This window comes from Taurinivorans muris (genome assembly GCF_025232395.1).
Classification (GTDB): Bacteria; Desulfobacterota; Desulfovibrionia; order Desulfovibrionales; family Desulfovibrionaceae; genus Taurinivorans; species Taurinivorans muris.
Window position 1 is genome coordinate 843,780 of the sequence record NZ_CP065938.1, and the last position, 21,867, is coordinate 865,646.

General features: G+C 45.0%; 20 protein-coding genes. 7 read left to right on the forward strand and 13 right to left on the reverse strand.

Annotation, left to right across the window (positions count from 1 at the left end; all coding sequences use genetic code 11):
• Positions 1–20: 20 nt before the first annotated feature.
• The 13 genes from JBF11_RS03995 to JBF11_RS04055 form a co-directional block, all read right to left on the reverse strand.
• On the reverse strand, positions 21–992 hold the full coding sequence (locus JBF11_RS03995; protein WP_334316091.1) for a Ppx/GppA phosphatase family protein: 972 nt from the start codon (positions 990–992) through the stop codon (positions 21–23).
• A 162-nt stretch (positions 993–1,154) separates the two neighbouring features.
• Positions 1,155–2,870 (reverse strand): single-stranded-DNA-specific exonuclease RecJ, encoded by a 1,716-nt coding sequence (recJ, locus tag JBF11_RS04000; protein WP_334316092.1) that lies wholly within the window; start codon positions 2,868–2,870, stop codon positions 1,155–1,157.
• A 1-nt stretch (position 2,871) separates the two neighbouring features.
• The gene (locus tag JBF11_RS04005; RefSeq protein ID WP_334316093.1) at positions 2,872–3,651 is read right to left on the reverse strand and encodes a tetratricopeptide repeat protein; all 780 of its coding nucleotides are present in this window, start codon (positions 3,649–3,651) and stop codon (positions 2,872–2,874) included.
• Between the two features lie 10 nt (positions 3,652–3,661).
• Positions 3,662–4,366, reverse strand: a complete 705-nt coding sequence (gene pyrF / locus JBF11_RS04010; RefSeq protein ID WP_334316094.1) for an orotidine-5'-phosphate decarboxylase — start codon at positions 4,364–4,366, stop codon at positions 3,662–3,664.
• An 8-nt stretch (positions 4,367–4,374) separates the two neighbouring features.
• The gene (gene gmk, locus JBF11_RS04015; protein ID WP_334316095.1) at positions 4,375–4,983 is read right to left on the reverse strand and encodes a guanylate kinase; all 609 of its coding nucleotides are present in this window, start codon (positions 4,981–4,983) and stop codon (positions 4,375–4,377) included.
• Positions 4,984–5,069: 86 nt separating this feature from the next.
• On the reverse strand, positions 5,070–5,375 hold the full coding sequence (locus JBF11_RS04020) for an extracellular matrix/biofilm biosynthesis regulator RemA family protein (protein WP_334316096.1): 306 nt from the start codon (positions 5,373–5,375) through the stop codon (positions 5,070–5,072).
• A gap of 9 nt (positions 5,376–5,384) precedes the next feature.
• Positions 5,385–6,269 carry a YicC/YloC family endoribonuclease gene (locus JBF11_RS04025; RefSeq protein ID WP_334316097.1) on the reverse strand — a complete coding sequence of 295 codons (885 nt, stop codon included), beginning with the start codon at positions 6,267–6,269 and terminating at the stop codon, positions 5,385–5,387.
• A 27-nt stretch (positions 6,270–6,296) separates the two neighbouring features.
• Positions 6,297–7,577, reverse strand: coding sequence for a MiaB/RimO family radical SAM methylthiotransferase (locus tag JBF11_RS04030; protein ID WP_334316098.1), 1,281 nt, complete (start codon positions 7,575–7,577; stop codon positions 6,297–6,299).
• Entirely contained in the window at positions 7,567–8,904 is a 1,338-nt protein-coding gene (locus JBF11_RS04035) for a C40 family peptidase (RefSeq protein ID WP_334316099.1), read from the reverse strand. Before JBF11_RS04035 ends, JBF11_RS04030 begins: the two co-directional genes overlap by 11 nt.
• A gap of 10 nt (positions 8,905–8,914) precedes the next feature.
• Positions 8,915–11,239: an SF1B family DNA helicase RecD2 gene (recD2, locus tag JBF11_RS04040; RefSeq protein WP_334316100.1), complete on the reverse strand. Its 2,325-nt coding sequence runs from the start codon at positions 11,237–11,239 to the stop codon at positions 8,915–8,917.
• The gene (gene aroC / locus JBF11_RS04045) at positions 11,239–12,336 is read right to left on the reverse strand and encodes a chorismate synthase (protein WP_334316101.1); all 1,098 of its coding nucleotides are present in this window, start codon (positions 12,334–12,336) and stop codon (positions 11,239–11,241) included. Before aroC ends, recD2 begins: the two co-directional genes overlap by 1 nt.
• A 29-nt stretch (positions 12,337–12,365) precedes the next feature.
• On the reverse strand, positions 12,366–12,896 hold the full coding sequence (locus JBF11_RS04050; RefSeq protein WP_334316102.1) for a shikimate kinase: 531 nt from the start codon (positions 12,894–12,896) through the stop codon (positions 12,366–12,368).
• Positions 12,897–13,022: 126 nt separating this feature from the next.
• The gene (locus tag JBF11_RS04055; RefSeq protein WP_334316103.1) at positions 13,023–13,565 is read right to left on the reverse strand and encodes a C40 family peptidase; all 543 of its coding nucleotides are present in this window, start codon (positions 13,563–13,565) and stop codon (positions 13,023–13,025) included.
• Positions 13,566–13,837: 272 nt separating this feature from the next.
• Between JBF11_RS04055 and JBF11_RS04060 the strand changes: the two genes are divergently transcribed.
• From JBF11_RS04060 to hypA, 7 genes are all read left to right on the forward strand, one after another.
• Positions 13,838–17,602: a complex I subunit 5 family protein gene (locus tag JBF11_RS04060; protein ID WP_334316104.1), complete on the forward strand. Its 3,765-nt coding sequence runs from the start codon at positions 13,838–13,840 to the stop codon at positions 17,600–17,602.
• A 12-nt stretch (positions 17,603–17,614) separates the two neighbouring features.
• Complete coding sequence (locus tag JBF11_RS04065; RefSeq protein ID WP_334316105.1) at positions 17,615–18,595, forward strand: respiratory chain complex I subunit 1 family protein; 981 nt, start codon at positions 17,615–17,617, stop codon at positions 18,593–18,595.
• 8 nt (positions 18,596–18,603) lie between these two features.
• Positions 18,604–19,074, forward strand: coding sequence for an NADH-quinone oxidoreductase subunit B family protein (locus JBF11_RS04070; RefSeq protein WP_334316106.1), 471 nt, complete (start codon positions 18,604–18,606; stop codon positions 19,072–19,074).
• 161 nt (positions 19,075–19,235) lie between these two features.
• Positions 19,236–19,766 (forward strand): 4Fe-4S dicluster domain-containing protein, encoded by a 531-nt coding sequence (locus JBF11_RS04075; RefSeq protein ID WP_334316107.1) that lies wholly within the window; start codon positions 19,236–19,238, stop codon positions 19,764–19,766.
• Positions 19,747–20,391, forward strand: a complete 645-nt coding sequence (locus JBF11_RS04080) for an NADH-quinone oxidoreductase subunit C (protein ID WP_334316108.1) — start codon at positions 19,747–19,749, stop codon at positions 20,389–20,391. Before JBF11_RS04075 ends, JBF11_RS04080 begins: the two co-directional genes overlap by 20 nt.
• Positions 20,392–20,393: 2 nt before the next feature.
• Complete coding sequence (locus tag JBF11_RS04085) at positions 20,394–21,497, forward strand: hydrogenase large subunit (protein WP_334316109.1); 1,104 nt, start codon at positions 20,394–20,396, stop codon at positions 21,495–21,497.
• Between the two features lies 1 nt (position 21,498).
• On the forward strand, positions 21,499–21,867 hold the full coding sequence (hypA, locus tag JBF11_RS04090; protein WP_334316110.1) for a hydrogenase maturation nickel metallochaperone HypA: 369 nt from the start codon (positions 21,499–21,501) through the stop codon (positions 21,865–21,867).

Genomic DNA, 21,867 nt, shown 5'->3' on the forward strand with positions numbered 1-21,867 from the left:
GTCCTCCCCCGTAAATGTTGTCACATTTCGCTGGTATTAGCGTCCTCAATAAAATCTTCCCGTGTTTCATCAACCGCTTTTCTTTTCTCTTCAGCCAGTTGATGCACAACCTTATCCCAAAAATACCCGTCGCGGATACCGTTTTTACTGATAGTTATGCGTTGAATGCCAAAATGTTTGACAATTTCATTTAAAATGATTATCCCTCCGCAAAATGAAAAAATACGTTCAGGAACAACTTTGTACACAGCCTTATATTCCAAACTGTCATCGCTGCATAAGCGTTTCATTATATGTTTTAAATTGGTATCGGTAAAACTTCTTTCTTTGGACGGCACTTCAAAAAATTCTTTCGTGACATCCAAAACCGCTCTTGCGGTGCCTCCGATAGCATAAAGCTCCGCATATTTTTTACGTTCCCAATCAAGCTTTTCCAAAGCTTTTCTTGTAACTTTCCGCATTTTTTTCATTTCTTTTTTGGTAGCGGCTATGTTTTTCACATATTTGTTTTGCAAATTCAAACTGCCGATAGGAATACTCGTCAAATATTTTATTTTTTTATTTTCAAAAACGACCAATTCCGTACTTCCACCGCCAATATCAATGGTAACACCGTCATTGATGTCATAATACCGTTTTATCGCGACAAATCCCAAACGAGCCTCTTCGCTTCCCGCAAGAATTTCAGGAGCCATTCCGGTCCGGATTTTTATCTGTTCCGTCACCTCTTCGCGATTTTTGATATTTCGCAAAGAAGCGGTGGCAAAAAGCGCATACCCTTTTGCAGGCGAATTTTGAATGATGATTTTGAATTTATTCAAAACAGTGCACGCCTTGCTTATACCCTCCTGCGTTAAAATTCCGTTCCTGGTATAGGAAGCCAAACCTGCCATAACTTTCTTATTCGTCAGCAGCTTTATTTTTTCCCCGTCGTATTTGAAAATCGATAAACGGATACTGTTGGAACCTAAATCAATAATTGCATAAACCATACATAGTCCTTAAGATACCTATACGCTTTTTTTTTTAATTTGGCAACAAATTCCATAAAAAAAGCAGAGTTTTCCCTGCTTTTATTCTTCGCGATTTTTTCCTGAACCAATCATATGTTCATAACATGCCGTTAAATTTCATATTTCATAAAACAGGCTCAACTAATCGATAAAATTCCAATGCTTGATTTTTATAGGTTCTTCCAAGTTGGAATGCACGTCAAGATTAAGCACAAATAAAACCTGCATGCGCCGTCCTACGGCATTTTCCTCAAAATTATGGGCTTGTCCCCACATTTTCACCTGGATTGTTGTTTTGGTGCTTTCATCATATAAGGTCAGCCGGACATGATTTTTTAAATATCCGTAAAAATATGCCTGCTTGATGATAAGCTCCGGAGAAAGGAAAACGGGTTCCCTATTGGATATGCCAAAGGGCTGCAAAGAAGCTATTTCCCGCTTAAAATGATAATCAACAGCTTCACAGAAGGAAAGTTCCCCGTCATAATAAACAATTTCCTCAAAACCGTCCGTGCCGTATTCCTTATTCAGATAAGCACAGAAACATTCTTGAAACGCTTGAAAATTCTTATCTTCAACACGAACGCCCGCCGCCATTTGATGGCCGCCGAAACTATTTAAAAATTCAGCACAATGGGCTATGGCTTCATGCAAATTAATAGCATCGATACTTCTTGCTGACGCTTTCCACATATCGCCGTCTTTGCAAAAAACAAAAGCGGGCTTGTAATACTTTTCCACTAAACGGGAAGCGATTATTCCGACAATACCCTGATTCCATTCTTCTTTTGCCACAAAAATCGCAGGAGAACACTCTTGAGCCCTTGCCTGCTCCAACGCCTCTTTTATCATTTCTTTTTCTTCTTGCTTGCGGTCTTCATTATATTTGTCAAGTACCGCAACAATTTCTTTCACTTCTTCAACATCCTTTGACATCAGAAGCTTCACCGCCATCGAAGCTTCCGCCATTCTGCCCGCCGCATTGATTCTGGGAGCAAGAGCGAAAACGATTTGCCGTGTGGTGAGAGGGTCCTTGCTGTTCATTCTTGAAACATGTTTCAAAGCCGCAAAGCCCAAGCGCCGGGCTTCATTCAGCAAAAGCATGCCGTTTTTCACTAGTATGCGGTTTTGTTCAATTAATGGAACCATATCGGAAAGCGTTCCAAAAGCCACTAAATCAAGCACTTCCCGCATATCCATCTTAGGCTTGCCGCAAGCCTTGGATAAAAGCCTGTTGACTTCCGCCATAAGAAAAAATGCGACCCCTACCCCGGCAAGTTCGGAACAAGGACAATCCGCCAATTTGGGATTGCAAAGCACATGGGCGCGGGGCAAAGAGTCCTGCGGCAAATGGTGGTCGGACACGATAACCGTAAACCCGAGTTCGTTAGCCCGTTCCACGGCTTTAAAATCAGAAATGCCGCAGTCAACGGTCAGTAAAACCGTTGCGCCTTGTTCCGCAAGCTTTTCCAGATACGATTCATTCAATCCGTAGCCTTCGGAAATGCGTTCGGGCAAATGCCATAAAGGGTCGAAACCGTAATAGCGCAAAACTTCCAAAACAACGCAAACGCCGGTAATGCCGTCGACATCGTAATCACCCCAAACGACAATTTTTTTTCCCGCAAGAAGCGCATTTGCAATGCATTTTGCCCCTTCAGCAATACCGGGCCATTTTTCAGGCAAGGCAAGATACCGCAAATGCGGGCTTAAAAAAGCGGCGATTTCATCGTGTTTAATATTCCGTTCCTGCAATATGGACGCAAGGCGAGAAGAAATTCCCAGTTGTTCAATAAGAGAAGCGGGAATTTCATACTCAGAATGTGCGGCTTGCTTTTTCCATATCACTTTTCGCATATCAAATATATTCTTGCACTTGCTCAAACTGCTTTTCGTTGATTAAATTTTTGTTTTTCAGCCAATTGATAAATTTCACCGCAATTTCATTTTTAGGGGAAATCTGCAAAGCGAGCGCCAAGGCGTTGAAGCATTCTTCATATTCCTTTTGCTCCAAATGCACGCGGGCTAAATTGATAAAAAGGTTTTCATCGGTTTTGTTCAGCGCCAAAGCGCGGTTGTAATATTCGGTCGCTTGGCTGTACATTTTCGATTTGCGCAAATTTATTCCGAATTCATTGAACAAATGCTTATGTTCTTCGGAATACGCACCTTCGAGATTAACCAAACGGTCGAAAATATTTTTCGCTTTTTCCGTATCGCCCCTTTCCAAATAGGTCAAACCAATACCAAAGTTTGCGCGCACATTTCCCACATCGATTTTCAATGCATGATTGTATTCAAATTCCGCACTGAAAATCTCACCGTTTTTTCTCGCGGCATCGGCACTGTCAAGCGTATCGCTCAATTCCTTCATTTTCGGATACACGGTACTTGCGTAAAATTCCGGTTCCGGAGAATATTTTTCAAGCAGCACCTCTTTTGTAATGGTCTTTTTCACCCCTGTCGGAACATAATTGGCATTGATAGACTGCACAACGATGGATTCGTCCTCTTGTTCCTCGACAAACCAAAAAATCTTGGAAACCGTCTTACGTGTCGTCGTTCCTGTTCCCACTTTTTTTACTTCCTGTGAAGAAAAAACCCCATAAATCCTATCTTGTTTGAATGCTTCTGACATCTCCGATCCCCTATTTATTAAGTTCTTCCAATGCTTCATTCATTTCAGTATTGATAACAACCGCAACACTTCTCGGGTCTTTTGCCCTTGTTATCGGCCTGCCCACGACAAGATAATCGGAACCTGCCGCCACGGCTTTGCGGGGAGTCATTATTCTGCGCTGGTCATCGCCCGCGCCGTTTTCATCCAAGCGGATTCCGGGAGTCAAGCATTTGATTTGCGGTGCGATTTTCTTTATTTTTTCCACTTCATGCCCGGAACAGACAATGCCATGCATACCCCATTCACAGGCGCCCTTCGCCAAAAGTCCCACAAGATCCGAAAGGGTTCCGTCATATCCTATCAGTTCCCCTTCCGCAAAACTTGTCAAAACCGAAACACCAAAAATCTTCATTGCTTCCCCATGAGTGCGGCTCACTTCCAAAGCGGCTTCGCACATGCGCCTGCCGCCGGACAAGTGAACGGTCAGCAAATCTGCGCCTGCCTGACACGCCGACTGCGCTGCGCCTTTCACCGTATTAGGAATGTCATAGAGTTTTAAATCAAGAAAAACATTAAAGCCTATTGCTTTAAACTTTTGCACGATTTGCGGACCTTCGGCAATAAAGAGTTCCAGTCCCACCTTCACCCAAGGCACAACACCCTGTATTTTTTCTGCAAGATCATAGGCGTCGCCGGCCTTGTCAAAATCCAACGCAACAATAAGTTCAGCCATAGTATCCTCTATTTTTCAAGAACAGATTTTAATAATTGCGGAAAAAGTTTCGGATTGAGCGTGCAGGAAAGATAGAAAGCACGCAATTCATCATACGCCGTATCCAAATCATCATTGACAATCCAAGCTTCAAACCAATGGGAACCTTCAATTTCACCTTGGGCGTTCTTCATCCGCCGCTCAATGGTTTCTGCGCTGTCCGTACCGCGTTTTTCAAGACGTTCCCGCAAAACGGTTAAAGACGGAGGAAAAACAAAAACAAACCTCGCACGGGGCAAAGAAAGGGACAATTGAGCGGCACCTTGTATATCTATGTCAAATAACATATCTTTTCCCTGTTCAAGTTTTTCAAGAACCGGTTTTAAAGGCGTGCCGTAATAATTTCCGTGCACAACAGCCCATTCTGCAAATTCATTATTGCGGATTTTTTCTTCAAAATCTTCCTTTGTCACGAAACAATAATGAACACCGTCGATTTCACCCTGCCGGGGGGCTCTCGTCGTGCAGGAAACGGAAAACGCCAAATCAAATTCCGCACAAAGCTTTTTAGCCAGCGTACTTTTCCCCGCCCCTGACGGAGCACATAAAACAAAAGGAACACCTTGCCTTTTCACCATTTCATCATTCCCTATTCAGCGACAATAAAATATTTGCAAAATGTTATCCGAACTCAAGCCTAAAATCAATTTAAAAATACCAATGCTTATTTTTTCTCGGCTGGCTCTTCCTGCTGTTCAGAAAAACCCTGTCCCGCCCCGTCCTGTTTTGTTGCGAAAATACGCTGACTCATGGTTTCAGCTCCGACGGAGGATAAAAGGACATGATTGGAATCAAGCACAATGATGGCGCGGGTTTTTTTCCCTTGGGTCGCGTCAATGAGTCTGCCGTCGTTTTTAGCATCTTCACGAAGCCTGCGCATGGGCGAAGATGCAGGATTTAAAATTGCGACAACGCGTGAAGCGATGACAAAATTACCATTCCCGATACGGATAAGGCTTTCTTTTTGCATACCTTCCCCTCACTCCAGATTTTGGACCTGCTCACGGCATTTTTCAAGCTCGTTCTTATAATCGACGACAATCGCAGACACGGAAAAATCCTGCACTTTATTCCCGCACGTATTGATTTCCCTAAAGCATTCCTGCAAGGTAAAATCAAGTTTTCTTCCTGCGTCCTCGGCATTGTCCAAAAGTTCGGACAAACGCTTCATATGGGCTTCCAAACGGGTGCATTCCTCACTCACATCCAATTTATCCGCCATAAGCGCGATTTCCTGCAAGAACCTGCTCTCGTCAAGAACAGCTTCCATGCGCTGCAAAATTTCCTGAACCCGTTCACGCACCGCTTGAAAACGGTTTTCCTTCACTTCGGGGGCCATGCTGTTTATTTGCGCAAGCCACCCGCCCATTTTCTCAAAACGGTTTTCAAGGTCGGTTTTTAAAGCCTTCGCCTCTTCTTCGCGCGAAGCATTCCAATCCATTAAAGCCGTAAGCAGGCTTTCTTGGGCGAACTCCACCAATTCTTCGCTTGCTTCTTCCTCGTTCCCAAGCCAAAGAGTCGGAATTTTCAATAGGCTGTTATAATCGATTTGATAGACTTCGTCCCGTTTCTCAGCTAAATTTTTCAATTCCGCCAACATGGCGTCAGCTTGCGCATGGTCAAAGGAAACAAGCCCTTTTTGGTTTATTTCCTGCAAAGTGAAAGAAATTTCAACACGTCCGCGGGCGGCATGCTGACGCGCAGTTTTTTCAAAACGGCTTTCAAAAGGCCGCAGCAAAGCGGGCAGTTTCCATTTAATATCCAAAAATCTGCCGTTCACACTGCGGATTTCACAAATGAGAGAATACCGTTCATTATGCCGGACCGAACGTCCAAAGCCGGTCATACTGCGTAAAATTTTCATAAATTATCCTTAGTTCGCCTTTTATCATCAGTTATTGATTTGTTCCACATAAAGCACGGAGTTTTCAACACGGACAGGCTTTACGGCAAGCAGTTCACGGGTTTGAGGAGCGTTTTCAAGGCGGCACGCAACATAAAACTCATTCCAGCCGCTTTTTGTACCCACATCCAAACTTAGACGCATTTCTTTTTTTTCAAGCATAGCAGACAAAAAATGCTCTTTCTTTGCTTCAATTTCAGCCCGGACTTTTTGGGCATGCTCTTGTTTCACATGTTTTTCAAGCTGTCCCTGCAAATTTTCCGCCTTTGTCCCTTTTCTTGCGGAAAAAGGAAAAACATGGGCGTAGGTAAACGGCAAAGCCTTAACCAAAGCGAGCGTTTCAGCCAATTCCGCTTCCGTTTCGGCAGGAAATCCCATTAAAAAATCGGCACCGAGCCCGAACGTGTTCCAAAATGATTTAATCTTGCTGATTTGCTCCGCCATGTATTCAGGCGTATAATGCTCTCTTCCCATTCTTTGCAGAACACCGGGCGAACCGCTTTGCAGAGACAAGTGCAGATGCGGGCAAAGCAAAGAACTTTCCGCCAATGTTTCAAGCCCCTCATCATTCAATTGCGCCGGCTCCAAGGAACTGAGCCTGATTCTCGCCCTTCCTTTCCATTCAGCCCCGAATTCACGTTCAACCCTACGCAAAAAACCCCAAAAATCAAGCTTGTCAGCGGAATATTGACGCAAATTAATTCCGGAAATCATAATTTCACAAAATCCCGCCTCAAGCAAGCGCCCAAGTTCTGCCAAACTCTCCTTTAAAGGACGGGAACGCGCCTTGCCCCTTGTATACGGCACAATGCAATACGTGCAAAAATGGGAACAACCGTCCTGAATTTTTAAAACCGGACGGGAACGGGTAAAACCTTGTATGGAAAAATCGGGATAAACAGTATTTTTTTCCGTCAATTCCCGCGGCAGTTCAAAAGGGTGATAATGCAGCAAGTTCCATTTCGCCGTCTGGCTTATGCAGGCAAGCACATTTTCAAAACAAAAGTCCTCCGGTTCCGCACTGGCGGCACAACCTGTGACAATGACTTTTGTCCGGGGCGTTTCCCGCAGAATTTTCCGCACCATTTGCCGTGCGTCCGCAACACCCTGCGCGGTCACGGCACAGCCGGACAGCAAAATCAAATCCGGAATTTCATCTTTTTCAAAAATTTCCCTCGCTCCAAATCCCTGCCAATATTCCCGTACGGACTGGGATTCATATTGGTTGACTTTGCACCCGTAGGTCAAAATCTGAAAACTAAAACTCATCGTCTTTTCCCAGAATTGTCAGCGACTGCACTCTTGACATCAGACTGCTGTCGAAGCCCTCCAGTTCCTCGCCCGCATAGAGGGTCGTAATAACCGTTTTCCCGACGATGAAGCGTCCGAATTCATCAATACGTATCCCCCACATATTGTGCAGCATCACGGCCTTGTTTTCAAACTGTCCCACATATAAACCGATATGCCCGGGAAGATAGAGCACTGTTTGGAACGGAACCGCCTGCGCGCGGATACGCTCTTCTTTTTCCTTATCGGATAAATCCGTCAGCATGATGCGCTGCCCCGCTTTCGCCTGCTGTGCGGAGTTGCGGGGAAGCCAGATTCCGAAAGGCGTAAACAAATCCTGCAGCGTGGAAGAACAATCGCGGTTATTGTACATTCCGCCCCAACCGTATACATTTCCCATAAGCTGTTCCGATAAGCGGGCGACTTCGCCGGCTGTCAACACCAGAGGCATTTTTACCGCAGCGTCTTTTGAAATATGGCAATGCTCGATGCGGGCTTCGCCGTATTCGCTGCGCAGCGGCACGGCAACGGTGTATCCATAGGGATTTTCAGCAACCAAAGGAAACACGGAACCTAAAGAAACAGATTCCTGCAGAACGGAACTTTTCACCAAAGCGTTATCTTTTGTCACGGCAACATAATCTGCCGCATTTTTCCACAAATCCTCCGTTTCGGACGAGGTAAAGGCAATATGTTCGCTATGCGCCCAGCCGCTGGCGTTTGCCGCTTCCACATAATACCATGCATGGTCGTAGGAAAGATGAAAAACCTTTACCGCCGTTCCTGTTTTCAAAATTGAATTTTGAAACATATCGAAAGGATAGGCTTGTCCCGGTTTTTTGGGATTGATAAAATAAGGTTTATCCGTGGGAGCCAGACGCAAACTTGTGTCTTTTATGACCAAAGCGTTTTTGGCAACGGAAGGGAAACGCTCATATTGCGCATTATGAGCCAAGTTTTGATATTCTTTGTCAGACCAGCGGTGCAAATTTTCAGCATAACCGCGCTTTTCACCTGCAACCTGAACATAAGAACGGAAAAAAGCCAAATTTCCCGCATACGGTTTGTTCTGTTTCCAGGCGGCTGTGAAATGTTTTTTAAATTTCGCATAATTTTTTTGCTGTTCCTGAGCATCCAGCAAAACACGTTCCGCAAAAGGCAATGTATCCGCAAAAACCATCGGTGATTGCGAAATCTTTTTTTCATCGGCGACAAAAACGACACTGTCCACCGGAATTTTTTTCTGTCCGCAAGCGGTTACGGAAAGCAGACATGACAACACCAAAACATACCGAAAAATTCTCATTTTTCCTCCATTATTCATAATCGTCATAAAAAATTATTTCCTCATCTATCGGCTGTAAAAACTCAATATCATCATAATTATCGGAAACATCCTGATTTCGTTCTTCTCTTTTATCCATTGCAAAAGGAAGCATATCCGCACGCAATAAACGTTCGTCACAAGCCAGTCGCTTAGCAAGCCAAGTATAGCGCTTTCTGATTTTATTATTTTTCACTCCCATGGCAAGTGCTTTCATTTGCCCCACAAGCACGACCATTTTCTTTCCTCTTGTCACAGCCGTATAAATGAGATTTCTTTCGAGCATTACGAAATGCTGCATTAAAAGAGGGATGATGACAACCGGATATTCGGCTCCCTGTGATTTATGGATTGTAATGGCATAGGCAGGCACGACTTCGTCCAGTTCTTCAAAAGCATAGACGACATTGCGTTCATCAAAACGGATAACAAGCTCCCTGTCTTCGGCATTTATGATAATGATGGAACCGATATCGCCGTTGAAAACATCCTTATCATAATTATTCCTGATTTGCATGACCTTATCATTCAATTTAAAAACCTTGTCGCCCCGAACAATTTGCAACATGCTGGGATTGAGGGCTTTTTGCAGCTCTTTGTTCAGGTTCTGCGTTCCCGTGCTGCCTTTTGTCATGGGACAAAGCACTTGTATTTCTTCCGGCGAAAAACCGAATTTACGGGGTATTCTGTTTTTCACCAAATCAACGATGAGATTTGCGCATTCTTCGCCGCCCTCTTGTTTGAACATAAAGAAATCAGTCCTCAGACCGGAACGCAGATAAGGCAGTTCCCCCTTGTTGATCAAGTGAGCATTGCAAATAATATCGCTTTCAGCCGCTTGTCTGAACACTTCGACCAATTCGACAACCGGCACGGTTCCGGAAGCGATAATGTCACGCAGCACATTTCCGGGACCGACAGAAGGCAGTTGGTTGACATCTCCGACCAAAATAAGCGTCGTTCCCATAGGGGCGGCTTTAATTAAATGATACATGAGCATGGTGTCCATCATGGACGCTTCATCGACAACAAGCAAAGAACAAGCCAAAGGATTGTTTTCGTTCCTTCCAAACCCTTCTTCTTTCGGGCTGAATTCAAGTAAACGGTGTATGGTTTTCGCTTCAACCCCGCTTGTTTCCGTCATGCGCTTTGCGGCTCGCCCTGTCGGCGCCGCAAGCAATACCTTTGCTCCCGCGGACTGGAAAACTTTGATAATGGCATTTAAAATCGTTGTCTTTCCGGTTCCCGGACCGCCCGTAAGCACCATTATTTTCGACCGCACGGCAGTATTCACGGCATTGAGCTGTTCTTCCGCCAATTCGATATTCATTTTGGCAAGCACGGCATCTATGCTTTTTTCGGCGTTTTTAAAACAAACGGTACGGGGAGAATTTAATAAGCGTTTCAAATAAAAAGCGATTTTTGTTTCATACACATGATGTCTGTATAGATAAACGCCCTTATGGTCGTCCAGCTCGTCAAGAACGATACGCTCTTCCTTTTCCAAATTCAGAAGCGCTTTCGCCACAAGATTGCTGTCGATGTTCAATTCGCCGGAAGTTCTTTCGACAAGCTTGTCTTCGGGATAATAAATATGCCCCTCTCCGGAAAGTTCCATCAAAGTATACAAAAGCCCCGCTTCCGCCCGCAATAAACTGTTACTGTCAAAACCGAGTTTCATGGCGAGCATGTCAGCCGTGTGGAAACCGATGCCAAAAACGTCCATTGCCAAACGGTAAGGGTTTTCTTTCACAATATCGAGAGCATGCTTTTCATAGTGCTTATAAATCCTAAACGCAAAAGACGCTCCGATACCGTGCTCCTGCAAAAAAACCATCAATTCCCGAACCCCCTGATGTTCCGCCCATGAAATTTTCACAGCAGTCAGACGTTTCTGCCCAAAACGGGGAATTTCAAGCAATTTATCAGGCTCGTTATCTAAAATATTGAACGTATCGCCGCCAAACCGGGAAACGATTTTTTCCGCCCATTTGGGACCGATTCCGCGGATACAGCCTGAAGCCAAAAAAGCGCGTATCCCCTCGGCAGAAGACGGGCGTTCTTCGACATAACTTTCCATTTGCAGCTGCCGTCCGAATTTCGGATGAACGATATACTGGCCTTTTGCCTTGATCTGCGTTCCCGTTTGCGGATTTTGCATGGTTCCGACCAATGTTTCAAGATCAAGCTTCTTTTCCGGACGCAAGCGAAAAATCGTATAGCCATTTTCTTCATTATGAAAAACTATACGCTCGATACTGCCCCGTATTTCAACGGCGTTGCCGGAAGAAAAAGTGCCTTGAACCTGCCTGCCCATTATGAAATTCCATTATTTTCCATACGTTTTTGCAATAGGACCATATCCATAAGCGTTATCGCAGCCATTGCCTTAAGAACGGGGACAATGCGGGGAATGGCACAAATATCATGTCTGCCCCCAATGGACAGCACAATATTTTCACCTTGCTTTGAAACGGTTTTTTGCTCCTTAGCGACCGAAGGAATAGGCTTCACATATGCCCGCGCAATAATGGGCTGTCCGTTTGAAATACCGCCCTCGATACCGCCCGCATGATTGGACGCATAACAAAGGTTTCCCTCATCATCATACTGCAAACCGTCATTATTTTTTGAGCCGCGGCTCGCGGCGACAGCTGTTCCGTCACCGATTTCAACAGCCTTAACCGCCCCAACCCCCATGAGGGCATAACTCAAACAAGCATCCAGCTTTTGAAAGACAGGCTCTCCAAGCCCTGCCGGAACACCATGAGCTTCAATGCAAACAACACCGCCAAGCGTATCCAAATCCTTACGGACTTCCTCGATACGTTTTTGCCAATGATTGACCACTTCGACATTGGGCGCGAAAAATTGCCTTTCACCGCAGGAAGATAAAGAAATTTCACCGAAATCTTTCGCATAAATGCCGTCTATGGCTTCCGTATAGGCAAAAATTTCAATACCGATTTTTTTTAAATAAAGCTGGGCAAGTGCTCCGCCCACAACACGGGCAATGGTTTCACGTCCGGAAGAACGCCCTCCGCCTCTCGGGTCGCGAAACCCGTATTTCATATCATAGCCCCTGTCGGCATGTCCGGGTCTGTAACTGTCTGCAAGTTTTGAATAATCCTGTGACTTCTGATTTGTGTTTTCAATAAAAAACGCAAAGGGTGTTCCGGTTGTCCGTCCTTCGTAAACGCCCGATAAAATTTTTATTTTATCCGCTTCATTCCTTGTGGTTCCCGCCGCACCGGCAAACGCATTGTTCGGTTTGCGCTTGTCAAGTTCAGCCTGGATAAATCCTTCATCAACCTCAATTCCGGCAGGACAGCCGTCAATGACTCCGCCTATGCCCGGACCGTGGGACTCCCCGAAAGAAGTCAATCGAAAAAGAGAACCGAAAGTATTGAACATATATCACCCGCAACGTTTTTATAAACCGATTATTTCAAAAAATCCGCATACTGTTTAAGAACCAAGTCCGCTTCCCGTTCCAAGCCCTCATGCTGCTGCAAACGGTAATGGCAAGCCTCAAGATATAAGGACAACCGTGCACTGTGAAGTTCGCTCATTTCTTCCGCAAGGCTCTTATCCGTGAAAGCGGGACGCTGATCTTTCTTCAAATCCCTGTTCAGCCGCTGCACAAGCTCTTGCACGGGAACGTCAAGAAACACCGTAAAAAAAGATTGTTTCAGACATAGTCTGTTCTTTTCCCGTAAAACAATCCCGCCGCCGCAGGATACGACGGCTTGCGATTGCGGCATTTCCGAAAGGATTTCCTCTTCCCTCTGCCGAAAAGCTTCCCAGCCGTTTTGAGCGACAAACTCTGCAATGCTTCGCTTTTCCTTATTTTTAAACACCTCGTCAGTATCGAAAAAAGCGAAATCAAGCTTCTTGGCAAGAAATGTTCCAAGGGAAGTTTTTCCGCTTCCGCGTAAACCGATAAGAGCTAAACTTTTAAATGCATGCATCATAATCCGTATCTGAAAAAATTTTGTGAAAAAAATATTACTAAAAAGATTATCGTATAGCAAGTTCAAAGAATTTTAAAAAAATTTTAAAGAAAAAAGGAGCAAATGCTCCTTTTTTCTTTAAGTGTGTTATGATCCCTGCGCAAACCGCGGCACGACAACACGCCGTCCGTACATGAAACGCTCTCCCCACCAAGAACCGTCAAGAGGTTCAAGCTTCACCCGGCTTCTCGCATTAGGGGAATGGATAAATTTATTGTTGCCCGCATAAAGCCCTGTATGCAAGCCGTTAGGGGAATTACGGGTGCGAAAAACAACAATGTCACCGGCTCTCAAATTATTTCTTCCGATTTTTTGCCCTACTTTCGCCTGTGAGGTCGTAACGCGAGGAATATTGATGCCATGCTGCTTATACGCCCAGTAAATAAGCCCTGAACAATCGAAACCGGTACGGGGGGATTCGCCGCCAAGCCTGTAACGCTGTCCTATCTGCGTTGCGGCTGTGCGCACGACCTGATTGCTGATTTGCGAATAATTCGCACTATCAGAACCTAAAGAAAAAAGCGTGTTGTCTTGCCTGCCTACGGCAAAATTCAGATTAGGCAAGCAGCCTGCCAGAAAAAACAGGCACAAACCCAACAGCAATAAAATATTTCCAAACGGTTTTAACATAAAAGAACCTTTCGCTTATCCCGAAACTTTTTGTATACGCTCCCAAAAAAGAATGCAACGTATTTCCGAGGGCTGCGGACCAACGCTTTTTGCATTCCGCCCGCAGCCGAAGGAAACTCTTTGCGACAATTCCCCATTATTTTTCTTATCGTATGAAATCGAAATAAATTTAGTTTAACTTATTTATAACATACTTCTTGACAACATCTTTTTTTAAGGACTACAAAATTTAAAAAATCATATCATAACTTTTTACGGGGAATAGGAAACAGATGTTGTCAACAGCAATTATTCAATCTTTTCTTTATGTAGGTATCATTATCAGCTTAGGCGGTTTAATACTTGCTTCACGTTTATCCAAAACGTATCTCGCGTTTTTAGGCTTATGCATTGCTGACATCGGCTATGTCTGCATTGGTTTGTCGATACCAAACGATTCCGCATACATAGGAAGCATTGCATTAATGAGTTTCAATGCCGTTGCGCGGCTTGCGGCTTTAATTGCTTTAATAAGAATGGCAAAAGTCAGCCGGGCATTGAAACTGCCCCTTGCCGGAATAGCAAAAGAACTCCCTTATTCTTCTGTTGTTTTCGCTCTCGCTCTTTTCAGCGCCATTGAAATATCTCCTTTCTTCACCCCTGACGCAAAACACCATATCCTTTACGGCGCCATACTCCTTGGCGACCCGCTCCATATTTCAAGCTACGGAATAGCGGTGCTTGTCACGCTGATCAACATCGCCAAACTTGTGATGACTCTTTTCATTGTCCATTCTCTCTTCCAAGGAAATTCCTATTCCCATAAAACGGAAAACGCATGGAACGATTTCAAAACAAGCCCGCTTTTGCTTCATCTCTTCTTTGCGGTTCTTGTTATTTTCGGATTAGGTTCCCATGAATTTATCCATTACCTGACAACAACATATGCACAAAATACTTTCAGCCAGCAATTCCCCGATTTTACGCTGACATGGAAAACAGAAACCCTTATCCTTTATATGGGTGCGGCGCTTGTTCTTGCCGGCGGTTTCATTCTTCCCAGCTTGCGCAAACCGCTTGCTTTTGTCATTGCCGCCGTTTCTTTCATCTTCGCCGCGCTTGACCATTCAGGCTCCGCCCTTTCTTATTTCTTTGCCGTTCTTTCCGGATTTATGGCAATGATCATCACCCTTTATTCCTTTGGATACATCAAACATAACGAAACAAGCTATTATGCCTTGCTCCTTTTGATGTTCGCTTCCATTTTAGGATTACTGACAAGCGAAAATTCAGGTTCTTTCTTTGTTTTTTGGGAAATCATGACGTTAAGCTCCTATGTCCTTGTCGCTTTCGACGATACTCCAAAAGCGCATTATGCGGCAAAAAAATATTTTCTCATGTCCGGCATCGGGGCGGTGATCATGCTTCCTGCTTTGCTTATGCTGCAGCTGCACAATGCACAGGAACTATATGCCCTGCTCACAGCCAAAGAAGCAATAAACGTGTTTCTTTACGTCTGCCTTATCGCTCTGTTCATCGGCTTTGGCGTTAAAGCCGGTGTTTTTCCATTCCATTCATGGCTTCCCGACGCCCACCCCGCCGCGCCTTCCTCTGTTTCCGCTCCTCTTTCCGGTATTCTTACCAAAACGGGCTTATATGGAATGCTCTTTTTCTTTTCAACGTTTTTAGGGTTCGGACTTTTACAAAATTCCCTCGTCTGCCCATTCTTCAAACTCCCCTCAATAGGCGTCGTCCTTATCCTTTTGGGCATTATCACCATGTTTTACGGGGAGATCAAAGCCTACCAAGCAATAGAAATCAAACGCCTTTTCGCCTATTCCACCATCGGGCAGATCGGTGAGATTTGCATGACACTGGGCGTTTTCTCCTATCTTGCGACGACAGGGGCATTATTCCACATTTTCAACCATGCGGTCATGAAAGATTTGATATTCCTTTGCACAGGCGTTTTCATTCTCCGTTCCGGATTCACCAAAATCGAAGATTTGAAAGGGCTCGGAAAAGTAATGCCTTTTACCGCCAGCTGCATGGTTATCGGCTTGCTTTCCATTTTGGGTCTGCCCCCTTTGGCAGGCTTCAACAGCAAATTCATCATGCTTTTGGGTTTGGCGGAATACAGCCCTTATTTAGCAGCCCTCATGCTTCTTGCAAGCTTCATCGGCTGTGTGTACTATACAAGAATCATCCGTATCCTTGTTTTTGAAAAATACACCGGACCGCAAGTTGCCGACGCCACTCCCGCAATGAAGGCAGCCTTGGGCGCACTTGCTTTCCTCTGCGTCCTTTTCGGAATTTATCCGGAACTTGTTCTCAATACGCTCATAGCTCCGGTAACCGATCTTATCGCAGACAAAGGCGGTTTCAACCTTTCCGGTCAAGGTCTTGACCTTGTCAGCCTGACCACGGTCACATGGAAAAGCCCCGCCCTTATTATCGTACTCGGAGCGGTTTTACCTGTCATTCTGCGCAAAAATCCCATGCAAAGCGGTATCGCAAGCGTTTTCGTGCTTGGTTTCGCAAGCGTTGCTTTGCTTGTGACCATGGGTCAATATGACACCCTGTCCTGCATTTTTGCACTCGGCATCACAGTAATCGGAGCGACAACAGCTTGCTATTCCATTGGATATTTGGAACATAACCACGCCCAATGGCGTTATTACGCATCTTTCCTCTGCATGTGCGGCGGTTTGGTCGGCGTTGCGACTTCCTCGAATTTGTTCAGCTTTTTCTTCTTCTGGGAAATCATGAGTTCGTGGACTTTGTATTTTGTCATTATTCATGAAGAAACCCGTGAATCCCTTTGGGAAGGCTTTAAATATTTCCTCTTCAATATGATTGGGGCGGGTTTCCTCTTCCTTGGCGTGATTTTAACCGTTCATTGGCTCGGAACTGCCGATTTTGCAGAAATGAAAAACAGCTTCACCCAACTGGACGCAGGAAAAGTCACCGTGCTTTTTGCACTGCTGACCATCGGCTTCCTCATGAAAGCCGCCCAGCTTCCTTTCCGTATCGATGTGCAAATGCACCCGGCAACGGCACCAACCCCCGTATCCGGCTACATTTCTTCGGTACTGCTGAAAAGCGCGCTTTTCGGGCTTGCGAAACTTTTCTTGGTATTCGGCGGAATAAGCCTTTTCGCAGAACATATCAACCTTGCCTATCTCAGTGAAATCTCACTGTATATCGGTGCGGTAACTATCGTTATGGCTGCTTCGTTCGCAGTTTTGCAAAGCGATATAAAACTTGTGCTTATCTATTCAACAGTAAGCCAGCTCGGTTATATGGTCGTCGGCATTTCCCTCGGCACTTCGCTTGGAGTGGCGGGAGGCATTTTACATCTTGTCAACCACCTTTTCTTTAAGGATTTATTGTTCCTTGTTGCCGGTGTCATTATCGCCCAAACCCATATTTATTCCATGGACAAAATGGGCGGACTGGGATTGAAAATGCCTAAAACGCTTGCTCTGTTCGCCATTGGTGCTGTCTGTGTCATCGGCTTGCCGCCAAGCAACGGCTTCACCTCAAAATGGATTATTTACCATGCGCTTATGGAACAAGGCTATGTGCTTCCTGCTATTTTATCCTTGATAGGCAGCGTGCTCACCCTTGCCTATATGACGAAATTCCTGCACAGCGTTTTCTTGGGACAAGTGAAACCAAGCATGGAAACTGTCCATGAAGCGCCGAAAACCATGCTTATCCCCATGGCATTGTTATCCCTTGGCTGTATCGTCACCAGCGTATTCCCCGGCTTCGTTCTGCTCGCCATTAACAAAATATTGCTCAGTGCGGGATTACAGCCTTTGGATGTCGCTCCTTGGGGTATCAACTCCGGAAAGGGCGCTTGGAATGCGACGCTTACGGCAATTCTGTTCTTCATTGTTTGGTATATCGGGCAGAAAGTTCTGCGCAAGTTCAGTAAGCAGGAACGGCAAACAGCTATTTATACCTGCGGTATTCCTGCCGAAAACTTCGCTCCGTCAACTTCACAAGACATATACAGCACGAAAATCCTATTCGGCACTGAAAATAAATAAGGGAGAAGAACCATGCAGGATAACTATTCATACTTAGCTTTTCTTGGAGTTGCAGTATTCAATCTCCTTATTTTTCCGGGAGGCTTGTTCGCGCTCGGCTTGGGCGTCCTTTTCAAAGGTTTGGACAGAAAAATCGAAGCGCGCTTGCAGCGGCGCGTCGGACCGCCGGTCATCCAGCCTCTTATCGATATTGTGAAGCTTTCCGGCAAGGAAGCGATGATTCCTGAAACAGCCCAGCGTCCTTTGTTCCAATCCGCGCCGCTTCTCGGTTTTGTCGGAATGGCGGTTTGCGCTTCATTGCTGCCCATTCCGGGGGTATCGCAGGGATTGCCTTACATGGGTGATATGCTGGTCTATTTTTATTTGCTGCAATTACCAGCCGTAGCCCTCATGATTGCGGGTTCTTCCTCAAGCTCCCCTTTTGGAACGCTTGGCTTTTCACGGGAAATGACATTGATGTTCGCCTATGAAATTCCGCTTTTGATGATAATACTCGCCATCGCCATGAAAGTGGGCGGTGATAATTTTGCGGAATTTTCTCTGATGAATATTATCAATTATCAGGAACAAAACGGACAGTTCATCACAAATTGGGTGATGCTTCCCGCTTTTTTCGCCTATCTTTTCTTCCTTCCCGGCACAACAGGCGTGCCTCCTTTCGACATTCCGGAAGCGGAAACGGAAATCGTCGAAGGTCCGCTTCTTGAATATTCAGGAATAAGCTTAGCCTTTTTCCAGCTTACCGGCGCAATCAAAAGCATCGTTGTTTTGGGATTTGGCGTTGTTGTTTTCTTTCCTATGACTTTAGGGGATAATATCCTTGTGAACATTTTGTGGTTCGCCCTCAAATGCTTTATCCTCATGCTCGTTTCCTGCACTTTTGTAAAGTCTGCAACCGGCAGGTTCAGAATTGAACAGGCATTTGGTTTTTATCTTAAAATTCCCGCACTTTTGGCAGCAATAAGCCTTATCTTGGTATGGCTTGATTTTTAGGAGTTGATATGAGTTTCTTAAATAATTTGGCAACAAAATCACCTTGGCTTTTCAGGATAAACGCAGGGTCCTGCAACGGCTGCGACGTGGAACTTGCAACAACGGCGTTCATTCCCCGTTTCGACGTTGAACGGCTTGGCTGCAAATATTGCGGAAGCCCCCGCCATGCGGATATTGTTCTGATAACCGGACCTTTGACAATAAGAATAAAAGATCAAGTGCTCAAAGTTTGGAATGAAATTCCCGAACCGAAAGTCACTGTCGCTGTGGGCATTTGTCCTATTTCCGGCGGTGTTTTCAAAGAAGGGCACAGCATTCAGGGACCGCTTGACAAATATTTGCCGATCGACGTGAATATTCCGGGTTGCCCTCCGCGCCCTCAGGCCATTATGGAAGGGGTATTGCTTGCGAAAGAAATTTGGCTGAAACGTATTGAAGAAGCGAAACGCAAAGGAGTTCGCCGTGTTCAGATTTCTTAGAAAAATACCGGCGGGAAAAAAACTGCCGAAAGCAAGAATTTTTCTAACCAAGCTGAAACAATTTATTTCACCAGATGATGCTGCAACAAAAGCGTGCCGCCGCTGCGGAACCTGCAAACATCTTTGCAGCTATATGAAAACAACTAAAAAAGGATCTCGTGATGTTCAAATTTCTTAAAATATTAATAAGAAATATTTTTCAAGGACCTGCAACAGAAGCATTTCCTTTGGCGCCTGCTCCCACTCCAGACAGATTTCGCGGACGGGTAAGCATAAATCCGGATTTGTGCGTGGGCTGCGGAATTTGCAAACACGTCTGCACAGGCGGTGCCATCAATATAAGCCCGAGCGATGATAAAACAGGTTACCATTACACTGTATGGTACAATTCCTGCTGTCTTTGCGGATCATGCAGGTATTACTGCCCGACCAACGCCATTTCAATAGTCAATAACTGGCATAACTCCCATTTTCAGGAAGAAAAATATAAAATGGCGGAAACCCATTTTATCCCCTATATGCATTGCGAAGGCTGCGGTGCTCCCATGCGCGTCTTACCTCCCCATATCGCAGCGAAAATTTATGCGCACAGCCCTGTTGACGTAAATAAAATCATCAAACTTTGCCCAAGCTGCCGGCAAATTGCCACAGCGGAACAGCAAGGAGAACTCCATGAATCAAAACCAGAATAAAACAATAGAAACCATAAAGGAAACTTTTGAACGGACCGATTTTCCAAACCTTGTTTGGACTTCCAACCATTATAACAATTTCTACGCATGGCTCAAACTTAAAAATCCCGCCGACCTGCCAAAAGCGGCAGAACTTCTGCAAAGCCTCGATGCCCGTTTATGCACGGTCACTGCTTACTCCGAAGACCGTTCGCTTGAAGCGAACCGCCGTGCGATAGCCTACCATTTCGCCATTAAAAGCGTTCTGTTTTGCGTCACCATACAAATTTACGATGAGGAAACCTTGGAACCGCTGAAGGTTCCTTCCATTACCCCGTATTTCAGAAATGCCGATTGGAATGAACGGGAATTTATGGAAATGTATGACATACAAATCATTGACCACCCGAATCCGAAACGTTTATTTTTGGATGAACGCCTTGATAAAGGTATCATGACAAAGCTTATTCCGTTTTCTTCCATGGTACACGGCACAGGAAGCAAAAACCTTTGGGAACAAGTCATGCTTGAAAAAATAGGGTATGTGCCTGAAAGCTTTAAACAATCATTTAAAGAACCCGCCTTTACCAAGGTAGAGGAAACCAAACTTGACGCTCCAAAGCCTCAAACCGAAGAAAAGGAATAATTATGGAAAATACACCTCTTGAAACCAAAAGCTTTTCCCTTCCTTTAGGCCCTATCCATGTCGCCCTTGAAGAACCGATGTATTTTAAACTCGACCTTGAAGGGGAAAGAGTGAAACATGTTGAAATCACTTCCGGACACGTCCACCGCGGTATGGAACTTTTAGCCACCAAACGGAACTTCTTTCAGAATGTGGTTTTGGTGGAACGTGTTTGCTCCCTTTGTTCCAACAGCCACCCGCTGACCTATTGTTTGGCAATTGAAAATTTGGCAGGCATCAAAGTTTCCCCGAAAGCCCAAGCCCTGCGTATTTTAGCGGAAGAAATAAAACGTACCGCCTCCCACCTTTTCAACGTTGCCATTTTAGCCCATGTCATCGGTTACAAATCACTTTTCATGCACATGATGGAAGTCAGGGAAATCATGCAGGACGTGAAAGAAACCGTTTATGGAAACCGCATGGACATAGCTGCCAACTGCATTGGCGGCGTAAAATATTCCATCAACACCGAGCTTCTTGATTTTGTTGAAAAAAGTATTGTACGGACAGAAAACCATATCAAAGAACTTGTCGATATTTACGCAAGCGACAAAATGATTTTGGCACGTACCAAAAATGTCGGACGCATATCCGCCGAAGACGTGATCAAATACGGATTGGTCGGACCTGTTGCCCGCGGCAGCAACGTCAATATCGATACCAGACGCGACGCCCCTTACCTTATTTACGACCAATTGGATTTTGACGTTATCACTGAAACGGGCTGTGACGTTCACGCAAGAGCGATGGTCCGCCTTAGGGAAACACTGGAATCAATAAAAATCATCAAACAGCTTATCCGCAATATTCCGGAGGAAGGAAATCTGAGCGTTTTGCTTCCGCACATCAAAGCCGGAGAAGCCATGGCACGCTCCGAAGCTCCCAGAGGCGAACTTTTTTATTACGTCCACACAGACGGAACGGATATGCCGTTGCGCTTGAAATGGCGTGTTCCGTCCTATATGAACTGGGAAGCCTTGGAAGTAATGATGAAAGACTGCGAAGTTGCGGACGTTTCCCTTATTGTCAACAGTATCGACCCTTGTGTTTCCTGCACAGAGCGATAATATGCACGAAACGGTCATTGCTTCTTCTTTGCTCAAAATCATTACGGAAGAAACAGCAAAACAGCATAAAAACCTTTATGTGGATGAAATCCACTTGAAAATAGGCTTATTAAACTGCATAGAAGCACAAACGGTTCAGGGTTGCTTTGAAATCTTGGCAGAAAACACCAGAGCCGAACATGCGAAAATGATAATCGAACGCTTGCCCCTGCAAGGTTTCTGCAATGATTGTCAAAAAAACATAAGCATAACGAAAAGGCATTTTGTCTGCCCATTATGCCAAAGCGGCAATGTTGACTGGCAAGGCGGCAATGAAATGCAAATAACCTCTATAAAAGTACACGAAAAAAAAGAAGAGGAAAAAGAATAA